Genomic DNA, 23,587 nt, shown 5'->3' on the forward strand with positions numbered 1-23,587 from the left:
CAATGTGGGAGTCACGTGTAGGTTCTCGTACTTCTTGTCCTGGATGACCTTGCCGACCAGGACGTTCTCCAGGTAGTTCAACAATCTGTCCGCAGGATCTTTCTTAGCGACGCGTCCTTCTCGAGAGTCAGGCCAAGGCATTGCGCCTGCAGCTGACAGGTCATTGCCATGTTTGCAGGATCGTCTTACGAGCCGCGCGCCGACGCTACATGACGGTGGCGAGCGCGTGATCGCTGTCGCGGGTCGCCTGCGCGGTGTCCGCTCTTGCCGAGTTGAGGGCGTTCCAACTTGTTAGCGCTAGGTTCGAATCATGGATGACCTCTTATCGGTGGCGGCGCGGCAGCTCCATCGTCTTTCCGGTGTGTGTCGGGCCAGCTCTGAAAGGCAATGATTGCTACTTGCGCGGTTGATTGGCCCACTGGACTAGAGATGCGAACCACCCGGGACGACGGGTTCGGCCTTCGCACACGGCGATCTCGTCTTTGAAGCAGTTGATGACTGGACGCGGATATTTGAAGAATTGCGATCGCTCGGGGAAGCCTTCCCCGAGCCACTCGTAGCGAATACCAATGGAGCCGATATACGCGACCAGTACGTAACGCACGAACCGACTGATGTTCTTGTCGGCCTCCACGAAGTCCGGACTAATGGAAAGTCCACCCTTGTAGAGCTTATGGACCGTGTCTGTGGTAATTAGAGCCATGTGGGCGTCCGACATATCTGTGGCACCGTCCAAGAACTCGCGGAGGGTGTCGGGAACTGGAAGGCCTGCACGCACCATGCGGCAGCCGAAGTGTTTGCCATAGTATCGTGCAAGGTTGATCGTGGGTGTCTCCCAGTCGGCCCCGAAAATCTGTCGGAAGTCAACTCCAGGCATGATGCGTAGCCAGGTGCGGCTGACATGCTGTGAGTACACGTCGTAGGCATTGTCGAAGGGCTTCGACCGCTTGGTGTTGCACGATTCGCAGAGCGACTTGGGAAACTTAATCACTCCATAGCGATCTCGCTTTACTCCGCTACGACCTCTGATCTCGCGCGTTTTTCCTTCTCCGTCCCCCCAGAGCAAAGGACCCCCATTCGCCATTAGCCGAGTCAGGTCCGTGCGTTTGAACTTGTGTTCGCCGGTAGTGGCCGGGCTTTCCTGACACCACCAGCAAATTCCGCTCGGCGGGACTCGGAGATGCGCGAGCGCGTCGGGTCCCAGTATGGGGCGACCATCAGAGGTTCGATCTGACATGACCTCATTGAACACCCAGGCGGGACAGCCCTCCTGAACGTTGCGGATCTCAGTTCAGGTCTCCATGCGACGGGACCGTGCGATCCATGACGCGGGCAAGGTCATCGCCGACCTGACTCTCACACTGGCGTTAAGTGGGGACTGCCTGGCCGACATCGCGATGTTGCGCTCCCAGCCGGAGTTCTTCGGGTCCTTGGTGTCCAATCCGACCGTGTCCTGGCTGATCGATCGGCTGACCGCCGATCCCGTACGGGCCTTGGAGGCGATCCGGGCCGTCCGCGCCACCGCTCGGCAACGCGCCTCCTGGACACTGGCCGGCACCCACGCGCTGGGCACCGACGGGAGCGGATCGGCCTGGGCATCGATGCGACCGTCGTCATCGCCCACTCCGATATGGATCAGGCCGCGCCGACATGGAAGAAGACCTTCGGGCTCCACCCGATGACGGTCTTCGCCGACCACGATTCCGCAGGGGCGGGGAACCGTTGGCCCTGCTGCGGAGGTCCGGCAACGCCGGGTCCAACACCGCCGCAGACCCACATCACCGCGACCTTGGTAACCCCAGCCGACAAAACTTGTTCATCCAGTTAGACAAAATTTGTTCACGCTGCTAGGGTCGCCGTCGTGAAGAGGGCTACCCTCTTGCGGAGGCTGCGGGAGATCGCGGCGAGGCAGGACAAAGAGTTGATCTTCGTACGGGAGGGTGGAAAGCACTCGATCTATCGGATCGGGGATTTGCCGCTCTCGATCCCGCGCCATCGCGAGATCGCCGAGGTAACCGCCCAAGGCTTGATCGCAGACGCGGAGGAAGGGAGGTAGAGCGCGGGGGTGCACCATCGGCCCCCGCAGGCTCATCCTTCGCCACCCCGTCAGGCTCAGCACGAGAGAATGGAAACATGGCTGAAACGAACGTTTCCCGCAAGGTTCTATACGTCGCCTACCTAAGCCACGCATCACGCTGGTGGTCAGTGCGCGTGCCGGATCTTCGAGGGGTGCATACTCAGGGGCGGACTTGGAACGAGGCAATCGAAATGACGCGAGACGCAATAGCTTCCGTGTTGAACGTCGATCCTAATTCATTCGAAGTCGCCCCACGCCTCGTCGACTCAGATGTACAAGAAGGTGTCGACCAATTCAATGCTGCGCGCAAGGCAGCTGCGGTAGCCAGAGAAGCGGAGGCTAAGACTCTTCAAGCCGCTGCCCTGAAGCTCACATCAAGCGGAATCAACGTTAGAGATGCCGGGGCAATTTTAGGAATCTCGTATCAGAGGGTGTCGCAGCTAACATCTGATGCCAGAAGTGGGTAGAGCCGCTAGGGATATCTTATTTTACTGCTCTGCATCGTTCTGATACCTCTGAGCCTTGGCCTGGGTCACTCTGGCGATCAGTGCGCGCGCATGCCATAAGATGCCCAAAGTCGGTGTTAATAGAGTCAGAAGCACCACGAGCATCATTAGTAAGCAGGGTGGCTGCAAAGGATTGAGATATAGGCGACCTGCTGTCGCATCCTCACAAAAAGCAACACATGGCAGCGTTGAAGGAGATCTGCGAATAACCGACCCGTAATGCCGCGGTGGTTCTGCGGATACCGTGAGGCGCCGAGGTTGAATCTAGTTAACGCATGTCCGAGCTGTCGGCGCAGCTGGAGCGGTGGCGACGGCCCCTTGCTTAAGTCCTAGAATGATGTTTGCTTTGAGGACTTTGTCACTTGGGCCTGACGACGCCGATGAACTCTCGCTCCCGGCTCGGTGTGCCTGCCCAGGTATCGACGCGTACCGTGCTGCCGGTGAACGGCGCGTGGACCATGCGAGTGGCGTCGATCGCGATGCCGACATGGTGGATCGTCGCGGCGTTAGCCGGGTTGGAGGCGAAGAAGATCAGATCTCCTGGCCTGATCTGACTTCTGGGCACGTGGATCCCCGCGTTCCACTGCGCGGAGGTGTCGCCGCCGATCCGGGCCCCGGCTCTTGACCAGGCGTATTCGGCCAGGCCGGAGCAGTCGAACCCTCGCGTTCCGGCGCCGCGACCAATGCCGAAGCTCGGTCCGTCCGGCCCGCCGCCTCCCCACGAGTACGGGGTGCCGCGCATGCGCAACGCCGCCTGAACGGCGATTATCCCGCGCTCCGCTCCAGCCAGCGCCTCTGCCGGGATCTTTCCGGGCGATAGTTCCGCACACAGTCCGGCGGCGGCCGTGGACGTAGTTTTCCGGGGCTGCGCCGATCTCAGCTCGGACGCTGAAGGGCTGGGGTAATCACAGACCGCACTGGCCGACATGGCCGCATACCGCGCGCCTCCTGCCAGTCCTAGGAGGAGCACCATCCCTGCCACGAGGCCAGCGCTTGCGGCGAGGATCTTCGCCAGCGCGGTTTCTACGATCAAGGGCACTCCGCGGCAGGCTGAGGCCACTGATCGGCGAGTTCGGCCAGGCGCAGGCGCGCTTCTCGGCGGTTATAGGGCAGCCAGATGGGGCCCTGCGGGTCAGCCCCGGCGACGGCCGTTGCGCACGGCACCCCGGTTTGAGCCGCGCGGAGCTGGAGCCGGCCGTGAAGGCTGCTCTCCCTTCGCCTGGAGCCGGTGAGGAACAGGACGGGGGTGGTGATTCCGGTGGCCGCCGTCAGTGCGGCGTAACCGTGCAGCTTGGCCAGCACCCGGTCGAGGGTCTCGGTGCCGGTGTCGTACTCGAGGAAGAAATCGACGGTGCGGCCGTTCTCGATCCACCTGCCGTAGGCGTCGGGGCGGACGTGCTTGCCCCACTGTGCGGCGCAGCGCGCCTCTGGCCACCAGGTCTCCAGTCGACACCCGTTCGCCTGACGAGCGGTGCCGTACAGGCGGGCGAAGACGTCGTTGACGCCGACGCTGTGGGCGAGACGCTGACTGTAGGCCACGGCAAGGGCGCGGTCGCGGCGGTAGCCGAACTCGCTCAGGTCGACGCCGTCCTCAGTGGCCAGTACGGCGGCGCCGGGTTCGCCGAGCACGTAGTGCCAGGGCGCTGAACCGACGGGCGGCTTGGGCCGGAAGCGGTCCAGGACGCCGATGCGATGCAGCCTGACCAAGCGGTGCCGTGCGGTGATCGGGTTGTCGAAAGCGATGTGGGTGATCTGGTGGCCGGTCAGGACTTTGTGGGTCCAGACCAGGCGCAGCAGGTGGCGGTCGCGGCTGGTCAGCTGGGTGGCGAGCGAGGCCAGGACGCTGGGTGTGTAGTGCTCGTTCATGTGTTCTCTCCGTTTCTGGGCTGCTGTCGTGGGTCGTCGTGCGGCAGGGCTTCAGGCTGGGCGGGGGTCCGGCCGTGGGCTTTGGCGGCGGCGGCGCGGACGCGTCGCGCGAGGTCGGGGTCGGGGGCGGGCAGTGGCCGCGTGCGCAAGGTGAAAGGCGGGGTCTCGGCAGAGCGGACGACCAGGCGGGCGGCAGCCTGGAAGGCGCCGAGATTGGCGAGGTCGTGACGGGTCAGGTACGGGCTGAAGTGGTGCTCAACCTCGCGGGCGTCCTCTGGCGAGAGCGAGAAGTAGATCTTGTTGCGCGCGTCGGAGCTGACCGCCTGGCACAGGTCGCGGGGAAGCTGGGCCAGGTGCTGGTGGGCGAGCACCATGGAGAGGCGATAGGCACGAGCCTCGGCGAGCATGTCCGACAGGGCGTGCGGGAGGTTCAGGAAGTTCTGCGTCTCGTCCACGTACAGCGCGGACGGCGCGCGGCTGCGGCCGAGCCGGGCGCGATGGGAGGCGGCCTGCCATACCTGGGCCAGCAGAAGCGAGCCGAGCAGGCGGGCGGTGTCGTCGCCGAGTACGCCTTTGGGCAGTCGCGCGAGCAGGATCTTGCCGTCCAGGACGTCGCCGACGTCGAAGGTGGACTGGGCCGAGCCGAGGATGTCCCGGACGAACGGGCGAAGCAGGAACGCCCGCAGCTTGTTCATGATGGGCGCGGTGACGTGCGCTTGGGCCTGCTCGGACAGGTGCTCGTACCAGTTCCAGAACCCCAGCAGGAAGGGATCGTTGAGGCGTTCGGTGAGCTGCTTGCGGTAAAGGGGATCGCTGAGCAGCGCTGGGATGTCGGCGAGAGTCCCGCCGTTGCGGGAGAGGGTGAGGGCGCAGCCGCGCAGGATGTCGTCGCTGCGCGGGCCCCAGGAATCGGCGTAGATCTTGTGGAAGATGCCGACGAGGTTGTCCACGAGGGTTTCCAGGTCCGGGCCGCTCAGCACGTTGAGTGCCGGCCGGGGCTGGCGGTCGTCCGGGTCGATCAGAGCGATGCGCTCGCCTGCTTCTTCGGGAATCAGACCGAGCAGGTCGGCGACGAGGTCTCCCTTTGCGTCGACGACGGCGACGCCGCGCCCGGCCTCGATGTCGGAAAGGATCATCTGGGCCAGCAGCGTGCTCTTGCCGGTGCCGTTCGGGCCGAGGACGTGCACGTGGTGGCAGGAATCGATCACACGCAGGGCGACCGGCCGCTCGTGACCGGCGTCGGCCAAGCCGAGTACCTTCCCCTTCTGGGCGACCTGCGGCGAGGGAGCCACCGTGTTCGCTCCGGCTCGTTGAAGCCCGGGTACGGCGGCGTCCATTGGTAGATGCGCGAGTGCGGCCAGCTCGGAGACCGACAGGAGGTAGCCGCGCCCGAATCGGCGGGAGGCGAGGTGGCGAGCGGGGAGCGGGAGGCGGCGCCGCTCCAGGTGATTGTGCCCGGAGAACAGAGCGAATGCCGAAGCGATCGCATGCGCGCGGCCTCGGATGATCTTTTGTCGGGCTCTGCACGCTGCCCGGTCCTTGCCTTCGTCGCTTTGGACCGCGTAGCGGACGGTGACCTCGTACCGGGGTTGTAGGGCCTTGTCCCTCATGGCGCGGGCCTCGGCGTACTGCTCCAGACGGGCAGCGTGATCCTGCGCCCCATAGCTCGACTGGTGGTGAGCCCGAGCCGGGCCCGGCGCGAAGAGGTCGAGTCCGGCTCGCAGTAGGAAGACGAGAATGCCGCCGGCACCGCCGGAAAGGCGGCGACCGGTGGCGGGCCTGGCGAGGATCTGTACGGCGGCGTGCTGCCAGCCAGGCATGCCCACCGCGGCTCCGAGGAGGGCGCGGAGAGGGTCGTGGTCATGGTCGTGCCGGAGCGGCAGCCGCTCACTGCGTGCGATCACCAGGTGTCCGCCGGTGGCCTGCCCGCTGAGCGGTATCGGCGGAGCGGCCTCCACGACGGTGGTTCGGGCGGACGGCCACGCGGCTTCGATCGTGTGGTCCACCAGGTGCTGAGGGACTGTGCCGGGGACCCACATCCGGATCTGGACTCCGCCGGTGCCGAAGACGTACTCGAATGCCAGATGCGGCTGGCCGAACAGGATGCGCTTCCAGGCCGGGCGCAGGAGTCCGAGAAGATTGCCCCACAGTGCCTCGGCACCCGCCATGTCTGCCGTGGGCGGGGCGAAGATCTCCACGCATCGTGCCCCGTTCGTCGCGGCGCGGTGGCGGAGCCGTACGACCAGGACGTGGGACAGTTCGAGGGTGATCGCGGCGACCGAGAGCGCGAGAGCGAGCTGCCAGACGCGGCCGTTTACCCAGGCCAGCAGCCAGTCGATGAAGGCTTCGGGATCGTACAGCGGACCCTGAATCATCGTCTTCACAGGTCGTCCTCCGCGTACTCGGCGAGTTCCTGAGGGGAGGAGGTGACCAGGCGGTGTTCCTGCTCGCTGGCCAGGACCTGGAAGGCCACGCGGGACGCGCCGGAGTTCGCTGCCAGCAGGCCGAAGCCGCGCTCGGCGGAGAGCAGGAGGTGGCGTTCGCCGTCGGACAGGCCGAAGGCGTCGCTGACCGCGTCGATGGCCTGGGGAGCCTGCCGAAGCAGAATCTGGGTGGCGGAGTTGGCGATGATTGCCTGTCCGATGTCGGAGCCGAGCAGGTCGGCAGCGTCCTGGGTGACCACCGACAGCCCGGCCCAGTGTTTGCGGGCCGCCTTCGCCATCCGAAGCAGAAACTTGGCGCCCTCGGGGTCCTTCATGAGCAGCCATGCCTCGTCGACCACGACCAGGCGCGGGCGGCGGTTGCGTGGGTCGGAGACCCTTCGCCAGACGGCGTCCAGGGTGAGTAGGGTGCCGACGGCTTTGAGCTCCTCGGGCAGGTCCCGGAGGGAGAAGACGACCAGGTGGGAGTCGGGCTGGGTGGTGGTGTGGCCGTCGAAGAGCTGGCGGTGGCTGCCGGTCACGTACGGCGCGAGGCCTGCCGCTATCTCGGCGCCCTTGGGGTCGCCGTCTCGGGTAAGCACGCTTACCAGATCGCCCATGAGAGGTGGGCGCTTCTTCCATGTGCGCTGGTCGAAGGTGATCCCCGCCTGCTTGTAGGTGGCGAGGATCGCCCGGTCGAGTGCCGCCTTACCGGTGTGGTCCAGCGGCCCGCCGAGCATGACCGTGATCAGCGTGTGCAGGAAAAGCGACCGCCGGGTCAGCGGGTCCCCGTCCCGCCGCCCCTCAAGAGGCAGGTCGAACGGGTTGAGCCGGACGTTCGGCGCGCCCAAGTGGAGGTAGGCGCCACCGACGGCCGTGCACATGCGGGCGTATTCGTCTTCGGGGTCGATAACCGCGACCTCGACCCCGGCGTAGAGGGATCGCAGGGCTTCCAGCTTGGCCAGGTAGGACTTCCCGGCCCCGCTGCTGGCGATGATGGCCGAGTTGTGGTTGGGCTGGGCGAATCGGTCCCAGGCAACCAAAGACGGGCTGGCGGCGTTGGCGCCGTACAGAACGGCCGTCGGTCCCAGTTCGGTCGTCAGGTCCGGGCTAGTGAACGGGAACGCCGCAGCGAGCGCCGGGGTGTCGAACGTACGGCTGATGGCCAGGTTGTCGAAGGCCAGCGGCAGCGAGGACACCCAGCCCTGAAGCTGTCGGAAGGCGACCTGCCGGGCATCCAGCAACAGTGACGCGGCCAGCGCTCGTACCTGCGCGCACGCCTCGTCCAACTCATTCTGGGTGGCCGCGTGGACGGTGAGATAGATCGAGACGCGGAACAACTTGGCCTGACCGCGCGCGATGCGGGAGGCGAGATCCTGGGCGTCTTCTGCCGCGACCTCCGCTCCGGGATCCAGAAGCCGGCCGTGCTGCTGGTCGCTGCGCAGCCCGGATTCCAGACGCGCGAGCTGCTTGCGCAACCGGTCGGCGGCGACCTGGGACGGGACCGGATCGACATGAAGCGACACGTCCAGGCGACCGGGATAGGTCAGCAACGGCTCCAGCCAGCCGGGTGTGACCTCGCGCGGGTATCCGCTGATGGCCAGGGTCGCGCACAGACCGCCACTCACTTGAAGGTCCCGCGGCCGGACCTGGATCGCGTCCGGACCGAATCCGGTGGCGAGGGCCGTGCGCCTGCGTGAGAAGAGCTTCACCGGTGTTCTCCTGTCCTGACGACCTCGTCCGGGGGCGCGAGTTGGTCGGTGGGTGGTGGCGGGCCGGCGGGGTCGAAGCAGGAGGCGAGCAGCGCCCGTGTGGCTGGTGCGTCCAGCGGGCGGACGGTGAGTCCGCAGCCCGCCAGCAATCGGGCGGCCTCCTCCAGACGGCGCAGTGCCCGGGCCGATGCCGCGTCCCGGCTGCCCGCCTCGGCGCTGGGCTCTCGGACGATCAACAGGACTTGGCGGCGCAGCAGGTCGTGCCTGGCCGAAAGGCCGGTGAGAAAGGCCGCGTGCTCGTGCGCGGCAGCCGTCAGCGCGGGATGAGGAAGCGCACGAGCGTTGCCTACCAAGCTGTTGATCGTCTCGCTGAGGTCCACCGGCGCGGCACGGATGAGGATCTGGATCGGGCCGGACAGTGAGTTGAGCCAGCGGCCGAAACCTGAGACGAGGGCGTCCTGCTCGTCCGGTGTCCGAAGGGCGAAGCTGACCGTGGACACCTCCGCCAGGGCGGCAACTCCGTCTGGCCCGAGATCGATGAGCCCGTCATCGGCCACTCCTCGCGCGGGAAGGCGCAGCGGTGCCGGCCGGGGAACGGACCTGGCGGCTATCCAGGCGGGAGCCGAAGGAATGCTCTCCGATGCGGAGACCAGATCCTTCCGAGAACGCTGGTGGCGGAGCGCGGCCAGCACGTATCGGTCGAGACTCACACCGTCACGCCGTCCGACCGCCAACAGGATGCCGGTCAGCGCGATAGGCAGGGCCCCGACGCCGTACGCCACCAGCGGCACGTGCTCTCCGAGGAGCATGTAGGCGGCGTACAGCAGGCCCGCGGAGCCGCCGAGGATGGCCACCTGACGGGCGGTGAAGCCGCCGACGATCCGGTCCTCCTGGTCCACGTCGGCGGGGATGCGTACCGGCTGCACCCAGCTCATCGGTTGTCACCACCCCCGGACGGGCGGCCATGCCGCTGCGGCCCACGACGGCCAGGGTTCTGGGGGCGGTCGAATCCGCCGGGAGCCGACGCACCGGGTGCCTGGACTGGCCGTCCAGAGGTCGATGGAGTGGATTGGGTGCGGAGCCAGTACATCTGCGCGAGCCCTGCCGGGCCGTTCGCGTAGTAGGTCTCGCGCGGGTAGCCATACACGGGCACGGTGGGGGGAATCGGTACCGACGGCCGCAGCGGCATTGGGTACCTGCCCTGACCCGGTGGCGAGGACGGGGCATGCTTGACCGGCCCGGGCTGCCAGTTGCCAGGATCGCCGGGACCGCGAGCCATCCCGGGCGCGTGGTGGGCCTGGCCGGTGCCGCCCCTGGCCGCGGAGGCGGTGGTCGCTGTGGTAGCGGCAGCCGTACCGGCGGGACCTGCGGCGAGCGCGGGCAGCGCCCTGCTCGCCATCGCGAAGGTCGCACCCTCGGCCCTGCCTGAACCCCTGCCGCCGCGTGCACCTCTGCCGAGGTGCAGAGCGTTCATGACCGGAGAGGTGAGCTTGTAGGCCAAGGCGTACTTGACGATCCGCGTGACCGTTGAGCCACGGCCGGCGGTCTGGGCGAAAACGCGCCGGGAAACCCAGCCCGGGATGCGCACCAAGATGATCAGCAGGCACAGGACGAGGACCAGATTCACGAGCTGCCCGGTCGGCATCAGCCCGAGCAGGAGACGGCCGTCCTGGTTGAAGAAGATCCGTACCGCCATGACCAGCGTGAGCGACTGAGCCACCTGCACGATCAACAGCCCCATGAAGGCTCGCCACCAGAACCGGGCCAGCCCGTCGGTGTACGGCAGCGCCAGGCAGGCCAGAGCGAGCGGCGCGGCGACCACCAGCAGCACTATCAGCGCGGCCCGCATGACGAACGCGATCAGCAACAGGATCAGCAAGATGACCGCGACCAGCGCGAGCAGAATGTAGAAGATCTCCTGCTGGCCGGGGACGACAACCAGGAGGCGCAGGGTCGCCGCCGCGCGCCTCTCATCGAAGTCCTGGCCGAGCAGCGCGTGTGACAGGGTGTTGGCAAGTTCGATGGCCTTGCCGCAGATGCCGAAGCTGACGTTGACGGCCAAGACCGCGACGAACAGGCGCGGCAGGACCTCTTTGACCGCGTATCGGGTCTGGACCGTCTCATGCCCCATCGCGGTGATCGCACCGATCGTGGCCAGCAGGACGAATCCGGTGTTCGCGATGGCCGCGGTCGCTTTCCACAGGTCGAAGACCCTGCCGTTGCCGGACACGTCCGGGGTCGCCAGCAGTGTCGCGGCTAGCACGTCCAGCAGCGGTTTGATCGCGAGCGCGACCAGATTGGCGAACCAGGAATTGATCTGGCCGTTGACCCAGTCGCCGATGCCGAATCCGAATCCGGGACTGTCGACCGGGATGTCGACTGGTCCGGGCAGCGACGGTGAGGGCGAAGGAGACGGCACTGGAGTGGCGCTCGCGGTTGCCGCCATGGCTGCAACCGACACCGTGACGACGGCCGCCGTGATGACCAGTAGCACGGCCGTGCGTGGCGATGAGAGGCGAACGACTGCCGCACCGGCTACGGGCCGAGAAATCACGGCAGCGCGGAACGAGGCGTCGGGCCGACTGACGTTGGCTGAGCCGGTGACCCTGGGTCGGGACGAGGAAGCCATCGCTCTCACCCCACGACGCGCTTGAGGATGCTCACGAAGAGCGGAGCCAGCACGGCCAGCGCGTAGCCGAAGGCTGCCGCCTTCAACGCCGCTTTGGCCTTCTGGACCTCGCCGGGATCACCGCCGGCGACGAGGTAGCGAAGCCCGCCGATGGTCAGCATCAGCGTGGCCAGCGTCGCCAGCAGGCCGATCAGCCAGTTGCGTAGGTTCGTGAAGACCGCATTGAGATCCGACGGAGCGGCGGCCACCGGGGAAGCCGCGAAGGCGGCGGTTGCCACTGCGGCAATAACGAGGATGGCGATTGCCGCAGTGGCCAGGCCCCAGGCGGCGATCCCCCGCGAGGATGGTCTCCTGCGGCAGGGACGGCTGCCGCTGGTGTGCCGTACCGGGTGCCGCTGCCGGGCGGCCCGGTGACAGCGGGCCACGACTGAGGGGTGGTTGGGAGAGAACCGCGCGGAGCCAGGGGTTGTGTCCCTGCCTCCCTTCGGGTCGGTTGCTGTTTGCGCATCCGGAGTTCCCTGGCTCCGCGCGGAAGCCGAGTGCGCTTCTCCCGGGATCGGAGAAGCGGTCAGGGGAAAGGTGGAGGGTTCGGATTCCTCCCGCCGCAGGACGTTGATCAGTGGCAGCTCGCGGCGGTTCTGCTGCCGGCTGACCGGGCCGCGGTCCCGCAGCGGCACGTCCTCAAGCCGCGTCAGGCTGATCAACTCGGCGTCGAGCCCGCTGAGTACGCCTTGGGCCACCGCGTCGATCAGCACCAGATCGGGGTGGTACCAGGGACGCGGGGGAGGCATCGGCTCGCCGGCCGCACAACGGCGCTCGGCCGTGGCCTCGATGTGACGGCGGGTGCGCTCACCCGCGAAGCGGGCTGCCTCGCACAGCCGAGCGCGGATGTGGGGCAGGGCGGTGTCCACACGATGCAGGGCTCGCAGGAAGCCCGCCATGATCGCGATATCGACGTCCACGGGGTCTCCGCGGACCAGGTCGCGGGTCAGCGCTATCGCGATCGTGCGCAGGGCCGGCATGGCCATGCCGATGGCCGCGACCGTCCAGGTCGAGCTGGCCTGTTGGGCGCGTGCGACCAGCTCCCGCCAGACGGCGTCCCGCGCCTCGTCGGTGATGGTCCGGCTGGTGAGCAGCACGCGCAACTCCCGAAGGCAGACCGCTCCCCGGGGCAGGCCGGGGGCGAGTGCCGTGCAGTCCAGGGACAGGGCCCCGGGACCGGTCGTCAGCAACCGGAATGACGTCTCCGCGGTGTCCAGGGGTGATTCGGTGAGGCGATGCGCGCTCATGTCGTGCTCCGGGTCGAGAAGGAGTTCGTGGTCTCGAAACCGGTGTACGCACCGCCTCAGAAACGGCTCAGAGAAAAGCTGGGTAGTCGCTCAGTAATTTCTCAGAGCCTCGGCATTCTGAGTAGCTCGGCGGCTTCTGAGCGCGACCTTCTGAGCTCAGCCGCCCGGCCTCTGAGTGGACTCTGAGGACGCTGCTTGCCTGGTTGCATGCCACCGGAGCCGTGTTCACGGCCTCGGCGGCCCGCATCCGGAAAACGTGTCCCGACAAATCAATGGAGAAAAGGAATGGCATCCAGAAGAACGCCGGCAGCGGCGGCCTAGCCACAACGGAAAAGCCACGTCTGGTGATTTCGCCGGTCGCGGTACAAACCGCGAGGGCGTTCACCGCCTGGACGCACCGCTACCTCGCCCCACCGGCCGCGGCGGAGTTCGTCATCGGTGTCCGGACCAGCGACAAAACCCTGGTCGGCGTCGTCTTCGTCGACAGGCCCGCCTTCTGGGCCTTCGACGACGGCAGCACGGCCGAGGTCGTCTGCCTGTCCACCGACGGCACGCCCAATGCCTGCTCGGCCCTGCTCGGCGCCGCCTGGCGGGCCGCGCGGGCTGAGGGCTACCGGCGCCTGCTCGCCTACACCCGTGTCGACGAGCCCGGCACCAGCCTGTGCGCGGCCGGCTTCCGGCTGGTCCCCAGCACACTCGGATGGGACACCAGCCGTACCGGCGAGGTCGCCCGCGTTCTGTGGGAGATCCGGGTCGCCGGAGGTCGCGCATGAGGAAACTGCGCGCGCCGTACTGGCGCGACGAGCACGCGGCGATCTACCACGGGGACGCGCGCGAGGTGCTGACCGAGATGGACGAGGGCTCGGTGGACTGCATCGTCACCAGTCCGCCGTACTGGGGGCTTCGGAACTACTGCGAGGGCCAGTACGGGCAGGAGGCCACGCCGGAGGCGTACGTGGAGAACCTTCGGGTCACCTTCGCTGAGGCCCGAAGGGTGCTCGCCGACGACGGCACCTGCTGGCTGAACCTCGGGGTGCGCCACGAGGCGCCATGGAACCGAGCGGAGGTGAAAGGACTCCGCCGCTGTCTTGTCGCAGCAGGGCAGCGCGTAGCTGGGGGCAGCCTGATCCGGGAGACGCCGGGGAGGGTGGGAGCAGCCCCGACAACGACGGGACGGGTCGGTACCGCTGGAGGGCCCGGGTCCGGCAAGCGAGGCAGAAAGGTGTACGTGAGGAACCAGCGTTATAAAGCCCCTCAAGTTAAGCCACCGGCTCAAACCCTGCGGATATGGGCCGGGTTGCGGCGACCGCTCGCCGAGTCCGATGCGGCGGCGGCCCGTGGACCGGTTATCCAAGGCGGGTTCATGGGGTCATGGGGAAGGTCTGCGGCGTACCCATGGCAGGCCGCTGGGGCACAGCTGGGCATCGACCCTGCCGATCGGTTCGTGGTGAACGTGGGAACCCGCGTGGTGTTGCCCGTCTGCCCGGTCTTCCAGGCCGGGAGCGGGAAGGCGCGTCGTCCGCTGATGACGCTGCGCGGGGGCGGAGCCGCCGTAGTAGTCCGAGGCCGGGAAAGCCGGTCACATGGCGAAGGGCGGCAGGGAGTCAGTGATGAAAGGACTGGAATGCCAGGAGGCCGCCGGTGAATACCGACGATCTTGCGTGGGAGCTCTCTCGGGCTGAGCGCAGGGTACTGGAGATCCAGATGAAATTGCACCGTTGGGCGACAGGCGATCCTGGCCGGCGGTTCGACGACTTGTTCAACCTCGTCGCGGACCCTGCTTTCTTGCTCGTCGCATGGGAGCGGGTCAGGTACAACCGTGGAGCGCGCACGGCTGGCGTGGATGGCCACAGCGCCTACTACGTCGAGCAGGTGCGTGGCGTGGAGGTGTTCCTCGCCGAACTCCGGGAGCAGTTGAAATCCGGAACGTTCGCTCCGGTGCCGGTCCGCGAGCGGATGATCCCCAAGGCGGGCGGGAAGAAGCGTCGCCTGGGGATCCCGACCGTGCGGGACAGGGTGGTGCAAGCCGCTCTGAAGCTGGTCATGGAGCCTATCTTCGAGGCGGAATTCCTTCCGTGCTCGTATGGGTTTCGGCCCAGGCGCCGGACACACGATGCGATCGCCGAGATCCACCGGCTCGGTTCCCGCTCCTATGAGTGGGTGCTGGAGGCGGATATCAAGGCGTGCTTCGACGAAATTGATCACTCCGCCCTGATGGGCAGGGTGCGTCGCCGGATCGGAGACAAGCGCATCCTGCGTCTGGTGAAGGCTTTCCTCAAGGCCGGAATCTTCACCGAGATGAAGGTCGTCGAGGAGACCATGACCGGCACCCCGCAAGGGGGCATCATCTCGCCGCTGCTGGCCAACATCGCCCTGTCGGTGCTTGATGAGCACTTCAAGGCGCGATTTGAAGCCCTGGGCAGCAAGTCCTCGCGCTATCGGGCACGACGCTCGGGTACCGCGCCGATCTGCCGACTCGTCCGCTACGCGGACGACTTCGTCGTCATGGTCTCTGGTACCCGGGAACAGGCCGAGGCGCTCAAGGACGAAGCGGCGATGGTTCTCGCCCCGATGGGCCTGGTCCTATCGGAGGAGAAAACCCAGGTGGTGCACATTGATGAGGGGTTCGACTTCCTGGGCTTCCGTATCCGGCGGCGGCGTAAGAAGGGGACGAACCAGCGGTATGTCTACACCTATCCCTCCAAGAAATCGATTCTCTCGATCACGAGGAAGGTGCGCGCGCATACCCGCAAGTCGCGATACCGGACGCTCTCTGATCTGCTGAGAGCGATCAACCCCATGATCCGGGGATGGTGCGCCTACTACCGGTACGGCGTGTCGAAGGCCACGTTCTCCTATCTCGACGCCTACACCTGGCGACGAGTGGTCTGGTGGATCCGAAAACGTCACCCCAAAACCGGTATCCGGGTCCTCCGTCGCCGCTTCCTGCCCAGGTGGCGGCCGACGGAGGGCGAGGTGACGCTCTACAACGCCGCCGACACCGTGGTCCGTCGCTACACCTACCGCGGCCACCACATTCCCACCCCATGGGCCGACGGGAACGCCGCATGAACCCAACGAGACTCCTGGAGAGCCGGATGCTCGGGAACGGGCACGTCCGGTTCGGCGGGCGGGCCAGGGAGACGGACCGGTCGAGAGACCAGCACCGCGCCCTGGCCCGACCCAACGACTGCTACGCGGCCAACTCGGACGGCTGGGCCCGCGGCAAGCACTACAACGCGCGCCAGCCTGAGGTGCGGCCCAAGGCGCGGCTGGCCGTGCCGCCGAAGAACCTGCTCGGCATGCCGTGGCGGGTCGCCTTCGCCCTCCAAGAGGACGGCTGGATCCTCCGCAACGCCATCGTGTGGAGCAAGCCGAACGCGATGCCGCAGTCCGTCCGGGACCGGATGTCCAACCGGTACGAGCTGATCTTCCTGTTCGTCAAACAGCAGCGGTGCTGGTTCGATCTCGACCCGGTCCGCCAGCCCTACACCGGCGACCGCCCGATTTCCAGGCGGGCACGAGCCGGGGGCAACAAGCCGAACAGCATCACGACGGCCTGGCCTCCGAGCGGCAAGTACGGGGAGGACTCGGCCGGCCCGCAGTACGGCGCGGCGATGCGGCCCACGGGTGAGCGGCATGCCGCCGCGCACCCTAACGGCAGGAATCCTGGGGACGTCTGGTCAATCCCCACTCGACCGCTGCGGGCGGCTCACTTCGCGGCGTTCCCGGTCGACATCCCGCTCAGGGCCATTGCCGCCGGCTGCCGCCCCGGCGGCACCGTCCTGGACCCGTTCACCGGCAGCGGCACCACCGGCATTGCCGCCCAGCAACTCGGCCGGAAGTTCGCCGGCATCGAGCTCAACGCCGACTACTGCGAACTCGCCCGGACCCGGATTCTCGCTGCCGCGGGTGCGGCACTCCCGGTAGGAGGCGAGGGTGACTGAACAGCCACAAAGAGCCTTTACGGGGCCTTCCGACGCCCAGGTGTACGCCGCAGAGCCTGAAAGCGCTCCCAATGCCGGAAAGAGGGAGGAGATGCCATGAAGCCGCTGACTCTTGCGGAGGTACAAGCCCTGCCCGCCGTCGTGCCGCTCCTCCTGGCAGCTCGAGCTCTGGGTTTGAGTAGAAACACTGCCTATCGTCTGGTGCAGCGCGACGAGTTTCCCTGCCGCGTCATCAAGGTCGGGGACACCTACCGCGTGCCGACTGTCGAGCTGCTTGTCCTGATCGGCGTGGAGAGAGAGAACGTACAGACCGCCTTCGGCCCCAGCGTTTGAGGTCGGATACGGGAGAGAGCCCTGTCGTGCCGCAGCGGACAGGGCCCTCAGCGGCCCTGGGGCTATGAGTAGCGAGCATCACCGGTTTAGGAGAGCGGCTCCAACAACCAGCGATCGGGGTCTCGATTTGCACCAATTCCGGGGCGGGAAGGCGGACATGCCAGAGATGACATTAGGTGCACTCTGCTCGTGATTGCTGGTACTACATCGGCGGTCGACGACGCAACTGAGCCATCAGGTGATTGACCGCTCTAGCCGGAATTGTCGGTGGGCCCTCCTAAGCTGGTTGACTCGGGCCACAGCTAGGCAGCGAAGGATCAGTGCATGACGTGGGAAAATGGTTCACGGCGGCGTCAGCCAACCAGATTCAACCAGGCTGCGGCGCGCACACCTGCACTGGTGTCGGAGCCGTAATCAGATGCCGAAGCGCAGCGTCCAGCAGCGGGCTGGATACCGGGGCGAAGCCTTCGTCGATAAGGCGGTATCCGATGCGGGCCACGTGTGGAACGACACCCGGCGCGACTTCGCAATCGACGGCCAGATCGAGTTCGTGGCCACCAATCGAGAGGTCACCGGGGTCGCCGTCGTAGCCCAAGTGAAGGCCACAGAAGTCGGATTCCCGGGCGAGACGGCGACCGGGTTCAAGTTCAGCTGCAAGGCCGATCACATCGACTACTGGCTTCGGCTGGGCCGACCAGTCGTGCTGATCTGCGTGGACCTTCGTATCCAGCAGGCGTGGTGGAAGCGCGTCGACACCTGGTTTGCCGATCCCGAACGCAAGGCGCGGCGCGTCGTCCATTTTGACAAGACTTCGGACCGCTTCGATCCCGATGCCTTCAGCCAGTTGTCGGCCCTGGGCGTGCCGGTCGGGGAGCCGCTACCGCGGCTCGAGGGCAGCGAGCGGCTAGTCTCGAACCTGCTCACTGTCGAGGGGTTCGCCCCTCTTATCTACGAGGCATCGACGCCATGCCGCGACCGTGGTGAAGCCTGGGAGCGGATGCGCTCGAATGGCAACAAATTCGAGGTTGGCTTCCACCTGACCGCCGGGAAAATCTTCTCACTGTGCCGACTGGATGAAGGCCCGCTGGCCGTACTGTGTGACGGCTCAGTGAACTCCGTCCCGACCGAGACCTGGGCGACCACCGAGGACCCCGACCTACAGCGGCGCTTCGTGTCCCTGTTGAATTTCACCCTGCGCTCGGTGCACCATCGCGAACTGGTCTGGCATCCCAAGAAGAAGATCGTCTTTATGCAGGCCCCGCCAGACCGCTCCAACCGGAGGATCAAGGGCCGCTATCGGGGCAGTCGCGGGCGCAGCTTCTTCACCCCGTACTTTGGTAAGGATGACGAAACCAAGATCAGTTTTTGTCGTCACTACGCCGCTGGCCTGTACTTCCGCCGCTGGGACGAGCAGTGGTTTCTGGAGATTAACCCTACTTACCACTTCACCATTGACGGCCGACGCGTCTCGCTGTACGACGCCGAGTACGTCAAGAAAATCAAGCGTATGGAGCGCAACAACGCTGTCTACCAGCTTGTGCGCGCCTGGGCTGACTATCTGCAAGGCGAGGACACTCTGTTCAGCAGCCGGGATGAGCGTATCCGGTTCGGCCGGCTCCTGGAGCTGGACTGCGATGCCGCGATCGACGAGACGATCTGGATTCCGCAAGAGCCCGCTCTCAAGCCGAGCGTGAGCGGGCTGGCCGAGGGGCTGTGGGAGTTGCCGCGATGAAAGCACATGTGTTGCACGAGCCGGAGTTGGAGTTCCGTGCCGGGAATCGGCACGTCGACCCCCGCTACGGCATCAGCGTGTTTGGCCCGGCCGACGCCGACTCCCCGACCGCGCCGCACCAGATCCCGGTCGCCCTGGTCGGTTCCGCTAAGGCAGTCGATGGCATCCGGAGGTGGCTGATGCGCTGCCAGAATCGGATCGAGGCCAGGGACACGAAATCCGGGCAGGAGAACCTGCACCAGCCTTTTCCCGGTTTTAGCGTCGACTCCGAGTTTGGCGCTGAGCTCGTATTCGACGACGCTCTTGTTCGAGAGATCCCAGAGCGCCAGCTACGCCGCTTGGCCCGCGACGATGTCGTCTCTGCCACCACCGATGCGGTCGAGATCTACGCCGACGCCGCCCGGTCGTTGGCCGAGACTGGGCGCTGTCGTGTCGTGATCTGCGCCCGCCCCGACGAGCTCAACGACCATGAAGACCGCCCGCTGTCGGCGGAGGGCGCGGCCGAACACGAGGAGGAGCAGGAAGAGCATGAGGCCGGAGGCGATTTTCACGACCTGCTCAAAGCCGCCGCGCTCACGCTGTCGGCGCCGCTGCAGCTGATGCGAAAGGAGACCTGGACCGGGATCCCGGCCAGGACCGGCGGGCAGGCCATCCGGCCCCTGCAAGACGAAGCCACCAGGGCCTGGAACCTGCACACCGCCTTGTACTACAAGGCCGGCGGGACACCCTGGCGTATGCAGCGCCACAGCTCGGACCTCGCCACCTGCTACATCGGCATCAGCTTCTACCGCACCGCAAACGGACAGGAGTTGCACACCGCCGTCGCCCAGGTCTTCAACGAGCGCGGTGACGGTGTCGTCGTCCGCGGCGGCACCGCGCAGATCTCGAAGCGTGACCGCCAGCCCCACTTGGTGCTCCCTGATGCCCGGTCGCTGCTGCTGGACGCACTGGCCGAGTACCGCAGCACCCACGGCCACCAGCCCGCTCGCATCGTCGTGCACAAGACCTCGAACTTCACGCCCGGCGAGGTCGACGGCTTCCACGAAGCCGCCGACGAGCGCGATATCGACTATGTCGACATGCTGTGGATCCAGAGGCGCGGCGCCCCACACCTGTACCGCAGCGGACAACTCCCGCCGCTGCGCGGCACCACGGTCCAGTTGGACGTGCGCTCGCTGCTGCTGTACACCCGAGGCTCGGTGCCGTACTTCCGCACCTACCCCGGTCTGTACGTCCCCCAGCCGCTGCTGATCCGGCCCGCATCACAAGGCACCGATCTGCTGCTCGCCAGCACCGACATACTCGCCCTGTCCAAGATGAACTGGAACAACGCCCAGCTAGACGAACGCGACCCGCTCACCCTGCGCACCGCCTACCGAGTCGGTTCCATTCTCAAGCATGTGCCGTCCGAGGCCCGCATCGCCACCCGCTACGCCTACTACATGTAGAGCTCGGGTGCTGCCGAATCACCTGCGCCATCGAGTGCGTCAGTAGTACGCGCGCTTCGTCGCCTCGCATTTCCATGCCCGCCAGCGGGAACATTACAGGAGCGCTGTCATACGTTCTCGAAGGGGTAGTCATCGCCATCTGAAGTGATGCTTCTCAGGGCCGTAGGGGCTCCAGCCCTCCAGATGAGGTTCGAGATCTTTAGGACTGAACTCGGGAGGTGCGGGCATGGCAGGCAACTCCTTGAAGGGGTCGATTCGCTCGATGTGTTGTTGAGCCCATGTCAACCACTGCTCCGCGTCGGAGACTCCGCTGCCGTCCGACCTCACCTGGTTGATCCGTTGCTCCAACTCTTCGCAGTACTCCTGAAGCTCTCGCACCCTCCTCCAGGTCGCAGCCTGTTCAGTCAGGTACGTGGCGTAGTAGGCCTCGGTAGCCGCGACTCGTGCCGCGGCCATGGCTTCCTCCCAGCGCGCCTTGCGCTGGGCCTTGGCGACCTCTTCGTCGATCTTGCGCTGCTCGTCGTCGCGGGCGCGGGTCTCAAGTTCCTGCAGGACAGCGCCGAGGACGTCTTCCAGCTTCCACCGCTTGCGGTCGGCCCAACGCCGTTGCCGTCCCTGGAAGTGGTAGGTCAGCTCAATGGCCAGACGCCCGTATCGCTCGTCATTGGTTGACTGAGGGGACTCCTCCCGGATGGTGACCACGTAGGAGTAGCCCCCGACGCCGATCTGAATCTCGCCATCGCGACGCGAGTAGTGCCTCTCGTGGTAACGCCCCTGGTAGTAGTACCCGCTGTTCGCCTCCTGGGAGATGGGACACTCGCGAACCGTATGTCCTCTCCGGACCGCCTCGGCCACGAGGGCCTGAAGAATCAGGAGCGAACGGCGACGCAAATCCTTGGGCATCCGGAGCCAGCGCTCGTCGTCTCGCAGGCTGGCCACCACCGGGTGAGGCGACCGCAGTTGATTCGGCACAGGGACGGCGGGGAGTTCCTCAATCCGCGGCCTCGAATTGCTGTGCGTACCGGGCATGAGCTGGATACGGAGATCGCCGGTCCACTGCTTCTGCTTCTCGAGGTAATGGCCGTCTGGGACCATCCCATGCCGCTTCGCGAAGTCCACCACGCGTCGCCATTCGCCGATTTCGTCCTCGCTCGGCTTACTGATCACCACCGTACGCTCGGTGGCCAGACGCTCCATGAGCCGCATCGCGGCCTCGCGTCTCTTGGCGGCCATGGTGACGGTGGTGTGCGGAGCTGATCGTTTGGCTGGCGCCGTTGCCGCTGGCGATTGCGCCTGCTCAGGGATACCAGATCGTCGGCGCGGCCTCGCTTCGGACGCCTTCCGCTTTCCTGTTTCGGCCGCCTCCGGCTTTCGGTCGGGGTGATCGGGATGGTAGCCGTGCTTCAGATAGAAGCGGCCCGCCTCCGTGATCACGGCCTTCCATGTGCCGCGTCGCTTCGAGATCTCGACGAGCCCTCGGTTGCGTAGCGCATGTGCCGAGTGCCGGTCGGGCACGTCGTCAGGTCCACTGAGGTCCTCACCGGCTGAGATCCGCTTGAGGAGGGCGAGCTGGCGGGGATTGACGGGGTCCCAACGGTGCATGACGTCAGCTCACACCTGCTCGCGGAGCGAAGGCAACCCCTCGTGTCGTACAAAGCGCGGAGAGTCATGACGGGTGATTTGAACTGCCTTCGATGGCCGGTGGCCGGAGCTTGTTGATCAAGGTGCCCAGGAGAACTCGTTTGAACCCGTCAGTGCCCCCTGGCGGCGTTCAGACCGACGGTCAAATGACGGTCAAACGATCAAGGGCCTGACCGCTGTTCCCAGCGATCAGGCCCTTGACCTGCAACTACCTGGTCGGGGTGGCGGGATTTGAACCCACGGCCTCTTCGTCCCGAACGAAGCGCGCTGCCAAGCTGCGCTACACCCCGGTCTCGCACGGCTCTCGCCCTGCTGCCTCGGCAAGTCTAGCGGACTTTGCCGATGCTTGTGCCATCCGCCACGACGGGGCGGCGGGGGACGAGGGTGAGCAGCGTCGCCTCCGGAGGGCAGGAGAAGCGGGCCGGCGCGTACGGCGAGGTGCCGAGGCCGGCGGACACGTGCAGCCAGGCGCTCTCGTGCCGGCTGAGGCCCTTGACCCTGGCCCGGTCGATGCCGCAGTTGGTCACCAGGGCGCCGTAGAACGGGATGCACAGCTGGCCGCCGTGCGTGTGCCCGGCCAGCAGGAGCTGGTAGCCGTCCTCCGCGAACCGCGACATGTTCCGCGGCTCGGGGGAGTGCATGACGCCGAGGCGGAGGTCCGCGTCGGCCGGGGCGGGCCCGGCGATCTCGTCGTACCGGTCGCGGTCGATGTGGGAGTCGTCGATCCCGCCCACGTGCACGTCGAGGTCGGCCACCTTGAGCCGGGCCGTCGTGTTGTTCATGTCGAGCCAGCCCGCCGCCGTCATCGAGGCGCCGAGCTCACGGTAGGGCAGGTCGGGGACGTGGCGGCCTGAGTCGCCCTTCGACGTCCGCCAGAGGTAGCGGGCCGGGTTCTTCGGCTGGGGGGCGTACAGGTCGTTGGATCCGTACACGAACAGGCCGGGCCGGTCGAGCAGCGGCTCCACGGCGTGCATGTACGACTCGACCGCGTCGGGGTGGGCGAGGGTGTCGCCGGTGTTGACCACGAGGTCCGGGTTGAGCGAGGCGAGCGACCGCACCCACGTGATCAGCCGGGACCGCCGCGGGGTCAGGTGGAGGTCGGAGATCTGGAGGATCCGGATCGGCCGCTGCCCCGGAGCGAGCACCGGCACGTCGAACCTGCGCAGCCGGAACCAGTTGCGCTCCACGACGGACGCGTAACCGATGCCGGCCAGACCGAGACCGAGCAGGGACAGGGGGACAGCGGCGGCTTTCCTCACACAGCCATGATGCCCGACGTACGCCCCGGCTCCCGCATAACCTGGCGAGGATCGCCGGGCTGACGCGGCAAGATGGACCCATGAGTGCGTTGAAGGACAAGCTGAAGGCCGACCTCGCGGCCTCGATGAAAGCGCGTGACGAGGTACGGCTCCGGACGATCCGGATGGCCCTGGCCGCGATCAACGTGGAGGAGGTCGCCGGCAAGGAGGCCCGCGAGCTCTCCGACGACGAGGTCGTCAAGGTCCTGACCCGGGAGGCGAAGAAGCGCCGGGAGGCGTCCGAGGCGTTCGCGGGCGCCGGCCGCGCCCAGCAGGCCCAGGCGGAGCTCGACGAGCAGGCCGTCCTGGAGGAGTACCTCCCCGCCCAGCTCAGCGACGAGGAGCTAAGCAGGCTCGTCGACGAGGCCGTCGCCGAGAGCGGCGCCGAGGGGCCGAAGGCCATGGGGCAGGTCATGAAGATCTTGAACCCGAAGGTCGCGGGTCGCGCCGAGGGGGGCCGGGTCGCCCAGGCCGTCCGCGCCCGCCTGACCCCCTGACGCCCCGGCCGTACGCGCCGCGAAACGCCTGCCGAACCGGTCGTACGCGCCGCCGAACGCCTGACGTCCCGGCCGTACGCGCCGCCGAACGCTCACGGCCGTACGCCGTGGAACGGCTGGTCGTCCGGGGTATCCGTCGCGAGACGTCTGACGCCCGGCCGTACGCCCTGGAACGGCTGATGGCCCCAAACG

At 66.6% G+C, this 23,587-nt stretch carries 19 protein-coding genes and 1 tRNA gene; 8 read left to right on the forward strand and 12 right to left on the reverse strand.

Annotated features, from left to right (window positions below; all coding sequences use genetic code 11):
- Positions 1 to 394: 394 nt before the first annotated feature.
- The 9 genes from MPTA5024_RS39745 to MPTA5024_RS43600 form a co-directional block, all read right to left on the reverse strand.
- Positions 395 to 991 (reverse strand): hypothetical protein, encoded by a 597-nt coding sequence (locus tag MPTA5024_RS39745; RefSeq protein WP_232326517.1) that lies wholly within the window; start codon positions 989 to 991, stop codon positions 395 to 397.
- Between the two features lie 300 nt (positions 992 to 1,291).
- A complete protein-coding gene (locus MPTA5024_RS43595) occupies positions 1,292 to 1,699 on the reverse strand; it encodes a hypothetical protein (RefSeq protein ID WP_232326518.1) in 408 nt (135 codons plus the stop codon).
- 1,242 nt (positions 1,700 to 2,941) lie between these two features.
- Positions 2,942 to 3,616 (reverse strand): C40 family peptidase, encoded by a 675-nt coding sequence (locus MPTA5024_RS39750; protein ID WP_157099536.1) that lies wholly within the window; start codon positions 3,614 to 3,616, stop codon positions 2,942 to 2,944.
- A complete protein-coding gene (locus tag MPTA5024_RS18195; protein ID WP_051458313.1) occupies positions 3,613 to 4,449 on the reverse strand; it encodes a replication-relaxation family protein in 837 nt (278 codons plus the stop codon). Before MPTA5024_RS18195 ends, MPTA5024_RS39750 begins: the two co-directional genes overlap by 4 nt.
- The gene (locus MPTA5024_RS18200; protein WP_051458443.1) at positions 4,446 to 6,824 is read right to left on the reverse strand and encodes a type IV secretory system conjugative DNA transfer family protein; all 2,379 of its coding nucleotides are present in this window, start codon (positions 6,822 to 6,824) and stop codon (positions 4,446 to 4,448) included. The genes MPTA5024_RS18195 and MPTA5024_RS18200 overlap by 4 nt, the downstream gene beginning before the upstream one ends.
- A 5-nt stretch (positions 6,825 to 6,829) precedes the next feature.
- Positions 6,830 to 8,581 carry a VirB4 family type IV secretion system protein gene (locus tag MPTA5024_RS18205; RefSeq protein ID WP_036325235.1) on the reverse strand — a complete coding sequence of 584 codons (1,752 nt, stop codon included), beginning with the start codon at positions 8,579 to 8,581 and terminating at the stop codon, positions 6,830 to 6,832.
- Positions 8,578 to 9,516, reverse strand: coding sequence for a PrgI family protein (locus MPTA5024_RS18210; protein ID WP_036325236.1), 939 nt, complete (start codon positions 9,514 to 9,516; stop codon positions 8,578 to 8,580). The genes MPTA5024_RS18205 and MPTA5024_RS18210 overlap by 4 nt, the downstream gene beginning before the upstream one ends.
- Positions 9,513 to 11,075, reverse strand: coding sequence for a proline-rich domain-containing protein (locus MPTA5024_RS18215; protein ID WP_051458314.1), 1,563 nt, complete (start codon positions 11,073 to 11,075; stop codon positions 9,513 to 9,515). The genes MPTA5024_RS18210 and MPTA5024_RS18215 overlap by 4 nt, the downstream gene beginning before the upstream one ends.
- Before the next feature lie 140 nt (positions 11,076 to 11,215).
- The gene (locus MPTA5024_RS43600; protein WP_051458315.1) at positions 11,216 to 12,499 is read right to left on the reverse strand and encodes a hypothetical protein; all 1,284 of its coding nucleotides are present in this window, start codon (positions 12,497 to 12,499) and stop codon (positions 11,216 to 11,218) included.
- A gap of 344 nt (positions 12,500 to 12,843) precedes the next feature.
- On the opposite strand from MPTA5024_RS43600, the gene MPTA5024_RS18225 reads away from it, so the two are divergent.
- The 7 genes from MPTA5024_RS18225 (at position 12,844) to MPTA5024_RS18250 (ending at position 19,959) form a co-directional block, all read left to right on the forward strand.
- Positions 12,844 to 13,272: an XF1762 family protein gene (locus MPTA5024_RS18225; RefSeq protein WP_051458316.1), complete on the forward strand. Its 429-nt coding sequence runs from the start codon at positions 12,844 to 12,846 to the stop codon at positions 13,270 to 13,272.
- A 77-nt stretch (positions 13,273 to 13,349) separates the two neighbouring features.
- Positions 13,350 to 14,144 (forward strand): DNA methyltransferase, encoded by a 795-nt coding sequence (locus MPTA5024_RS39760; protein ID WP_232326571.1) that lies wholly within the window; start codon positions 13,350 to 13,352, stop codon positions 14,142 to 14,144.
- Entirely contained in the window at positions 14,141 to 15,571 is a 1,431-nt protein-coding gene (gene ltrA / locus MPTA5024_RS18230) for a group II intron reverse transcriptase/maturase (RefSeq protein ID WP_036325237.1), read from the forward strand. The genes MPTA5024_RS39760 and ltrA overlap by 4 nt, the downstream gene beginning before the upstream one ends.
- A complete protein-coding gene (locus MPTA5024_RS18235; RefSeq protein ID WP_198167220.1) occupies positions 15,568 to 16,446 on the forward strand; it encodes a DNA-methyltransferase in 879 nt (292 codons plus the stop codon). Before ltrA ends, MPTA5024_RS18235 begins: the two co-directional genes overlap by 4 nt.
- A 96-nt stretch (positions 16,447 to 16,542) precedes the next feature.
- Entirely contained in the window at positions 16,543 to 16,779 is a 237-nt protein-coding gene (locus MPTA5024_RS18240) for a helix-turn-helix domain-containing protein (RefSeq protein WP_036325238.1), read from the forward strand.
- A 418-nt stretch (positions 16,780 to 17,197) separates the two neighbouring features.
- The gene (locus tag MPTA5024_RS18245; RefSeq protein WP_036325239.1) at positions 17,198 to 18,511 is read left to right on the forward strand and encodes a DUF4365 domain-containing protein; all 1,314 of its coding nucleotides are present in this window, start codon (positions 17,198 to 17,200) and stop codon (positions 18,509 to 18,511) included.
- Entirely contained in the window at positions 18,508 to 19,959 is a 1,452-nt protein-coding gene (locus tag MPTA5024_RS18250) for an argonaute/piwi family protein (protein WP_036325240.1), read from the forward strand. The genes MPTA5024_RS18245 and MPTA5024_RS18250 overlap by 4 nt, the downstream gene beginning before the upstream one ends.
- Positions 19,960 to 20,088: 129 nt before the next feature.
- Here MPTA5024_RS18250 and MPTA5024_RS18255 read toward each other — a convergent pair whose 3' ends face one another.
- The 3 genes from MPTA5024_RS18255 to MPTA5024_RS18265 form a co-directional block, all read right to left on the reverse strand.
- Positions 20,089 to 21,561 (reverse strand): hypothetical protein, encoded by a 1,473-nt coding sequence (locus MPTA5024_RS18255; protein WP_036325241.1) that lies wholly within the window; start codon positions 21,559 to 21,561, stop codon positions 20,089 to 20,091.
- 252 nt (positions 21,562 to 21,813) lie between these two features.
- A tRNA-Pro gene (locus MPTA5024_RS18260) sits at positions 21,814 to 21,890 on the reverse strand.
- Between the two features lie 36 nt (positions 21,891 to 21,926).
- Positions 21,927 to 22,859, reverse strand: coding sequence for a metallophosphoesterase (locus MPTA5024_RS18265; protein ID WP_036325242.1), 933 nt, complete (start codon positions 22,857 to 22,859; stop codon positions 21,927 to 21,929).
- 80 nt (positions 22,860 to 22,939) lie between these two features.
- On the opposite strand from MPTA5024_RS18265, the gene MPTA5024_RS18270 reads away from it, so the two are divergent.
- Complete coding sequence (locus tag MPTA5024_RS18270; RefSeq protein WP_036325243.1) at positions 22,940 to 23,395, forward strand: GatB/YqeY domain-containing protein; 456 nt, start codon at positions 22,940 to 22,942, stop codon at positions 23,393 to 23,395.
- Positions 23,396 to 23,587 lie beyond the last annotated feature (192 nt).

This window comes from Microbispora sp. ATCC PTA-5024, from assembly GCF_000511135.2.
GTDB lineage: Bacteria > Actinomycetota > Actinomycetes > Streptosporangiales > Streptosporangiaceae > Microbispora > Microbispora corallina.

Bases quoted from the DNA above. Each gene is read 5' to 3' on its own strand.
- MPTA5024_RS18195 (WP_051458313.1), bottom strand. From the start codon at position 4,449: ATGAACGAGCACTACACACCCAGCGTCCTGGCCTCGCTCGCCACCCAG.
- MPTA5024_RS18200 (WP_051458443.1), bottom strand. From the start codon at position 6,824: ATGATTCAGGGTCCGCTGTACGATCCCGAAGCCTTCATCGACTGGCTG.
- MPTA5024_RS18210 (WP_036325236.1), bottom strand. From the start codon at position 9,516: ATGAGCTGGGTGCAGCCGGTACGCATCCCCGCCGACGTGGACCAGGAG.
- MPTA5024_RS43600 (WP_051458315.1), bottom strand. From the start codon at position 12,499: ATGAGCGCGCATCGCCTCACCGAATCACCCCTGGACACCGCGGAGACG.
- MPTA5024_RS39760 (WP_232326571.1), top strand. From the start codon at position 13,350: ATGGACGAGGGCTCGGTGGACTGCATCGTCACCAGTCCGCCGTACTGG.
- MPTA5024_RS18235 (WP_198167220.1), top strand. From the start codon at position 15,568: ATGAACCCAACGAGACTCCTGGAGAGCCGGATGCTCGGGAACGGGCAC.
- MPTA5024_RS18240 (WP_036325238.1), top strand. From the start codon at position 16,543: ATGAAGCCGCTGACTCTTGCGGAGGTACAAGCCCTGCCCGCCGTCGTG.
- MPTA5024_RS18245 (WP_036325239.1), top strand. From the start codon at position 17,198: ATGCCGAAGCGCAGCGTCCAGCAGCGGGCTGGATACCGGGGCGAAGCC.
- MPTA5024_RS18250 (WP_036325240.1), top strand. From the start codon at position 18,508: ATGAAAGCACATGTGTTGCACGAGCCGGAGTTGGAGTTCCGTGCCGGG.
- MPTA5024_RS18255 (WP_036325241.1), bottom strand. From the start codon at position 21,561: ATGCACCGTTGGGACCCCGTCAATCCCCGCCAGCTCGCCCTCCTCAAG.
- MPTA5024_RS18270 (WP_036325243.1), top strand. From the start codon at position 22,940: ATGAGTGCGTTGAAGGACAAGCTGAAGGCCGACCTCGCGGCCTCGATG.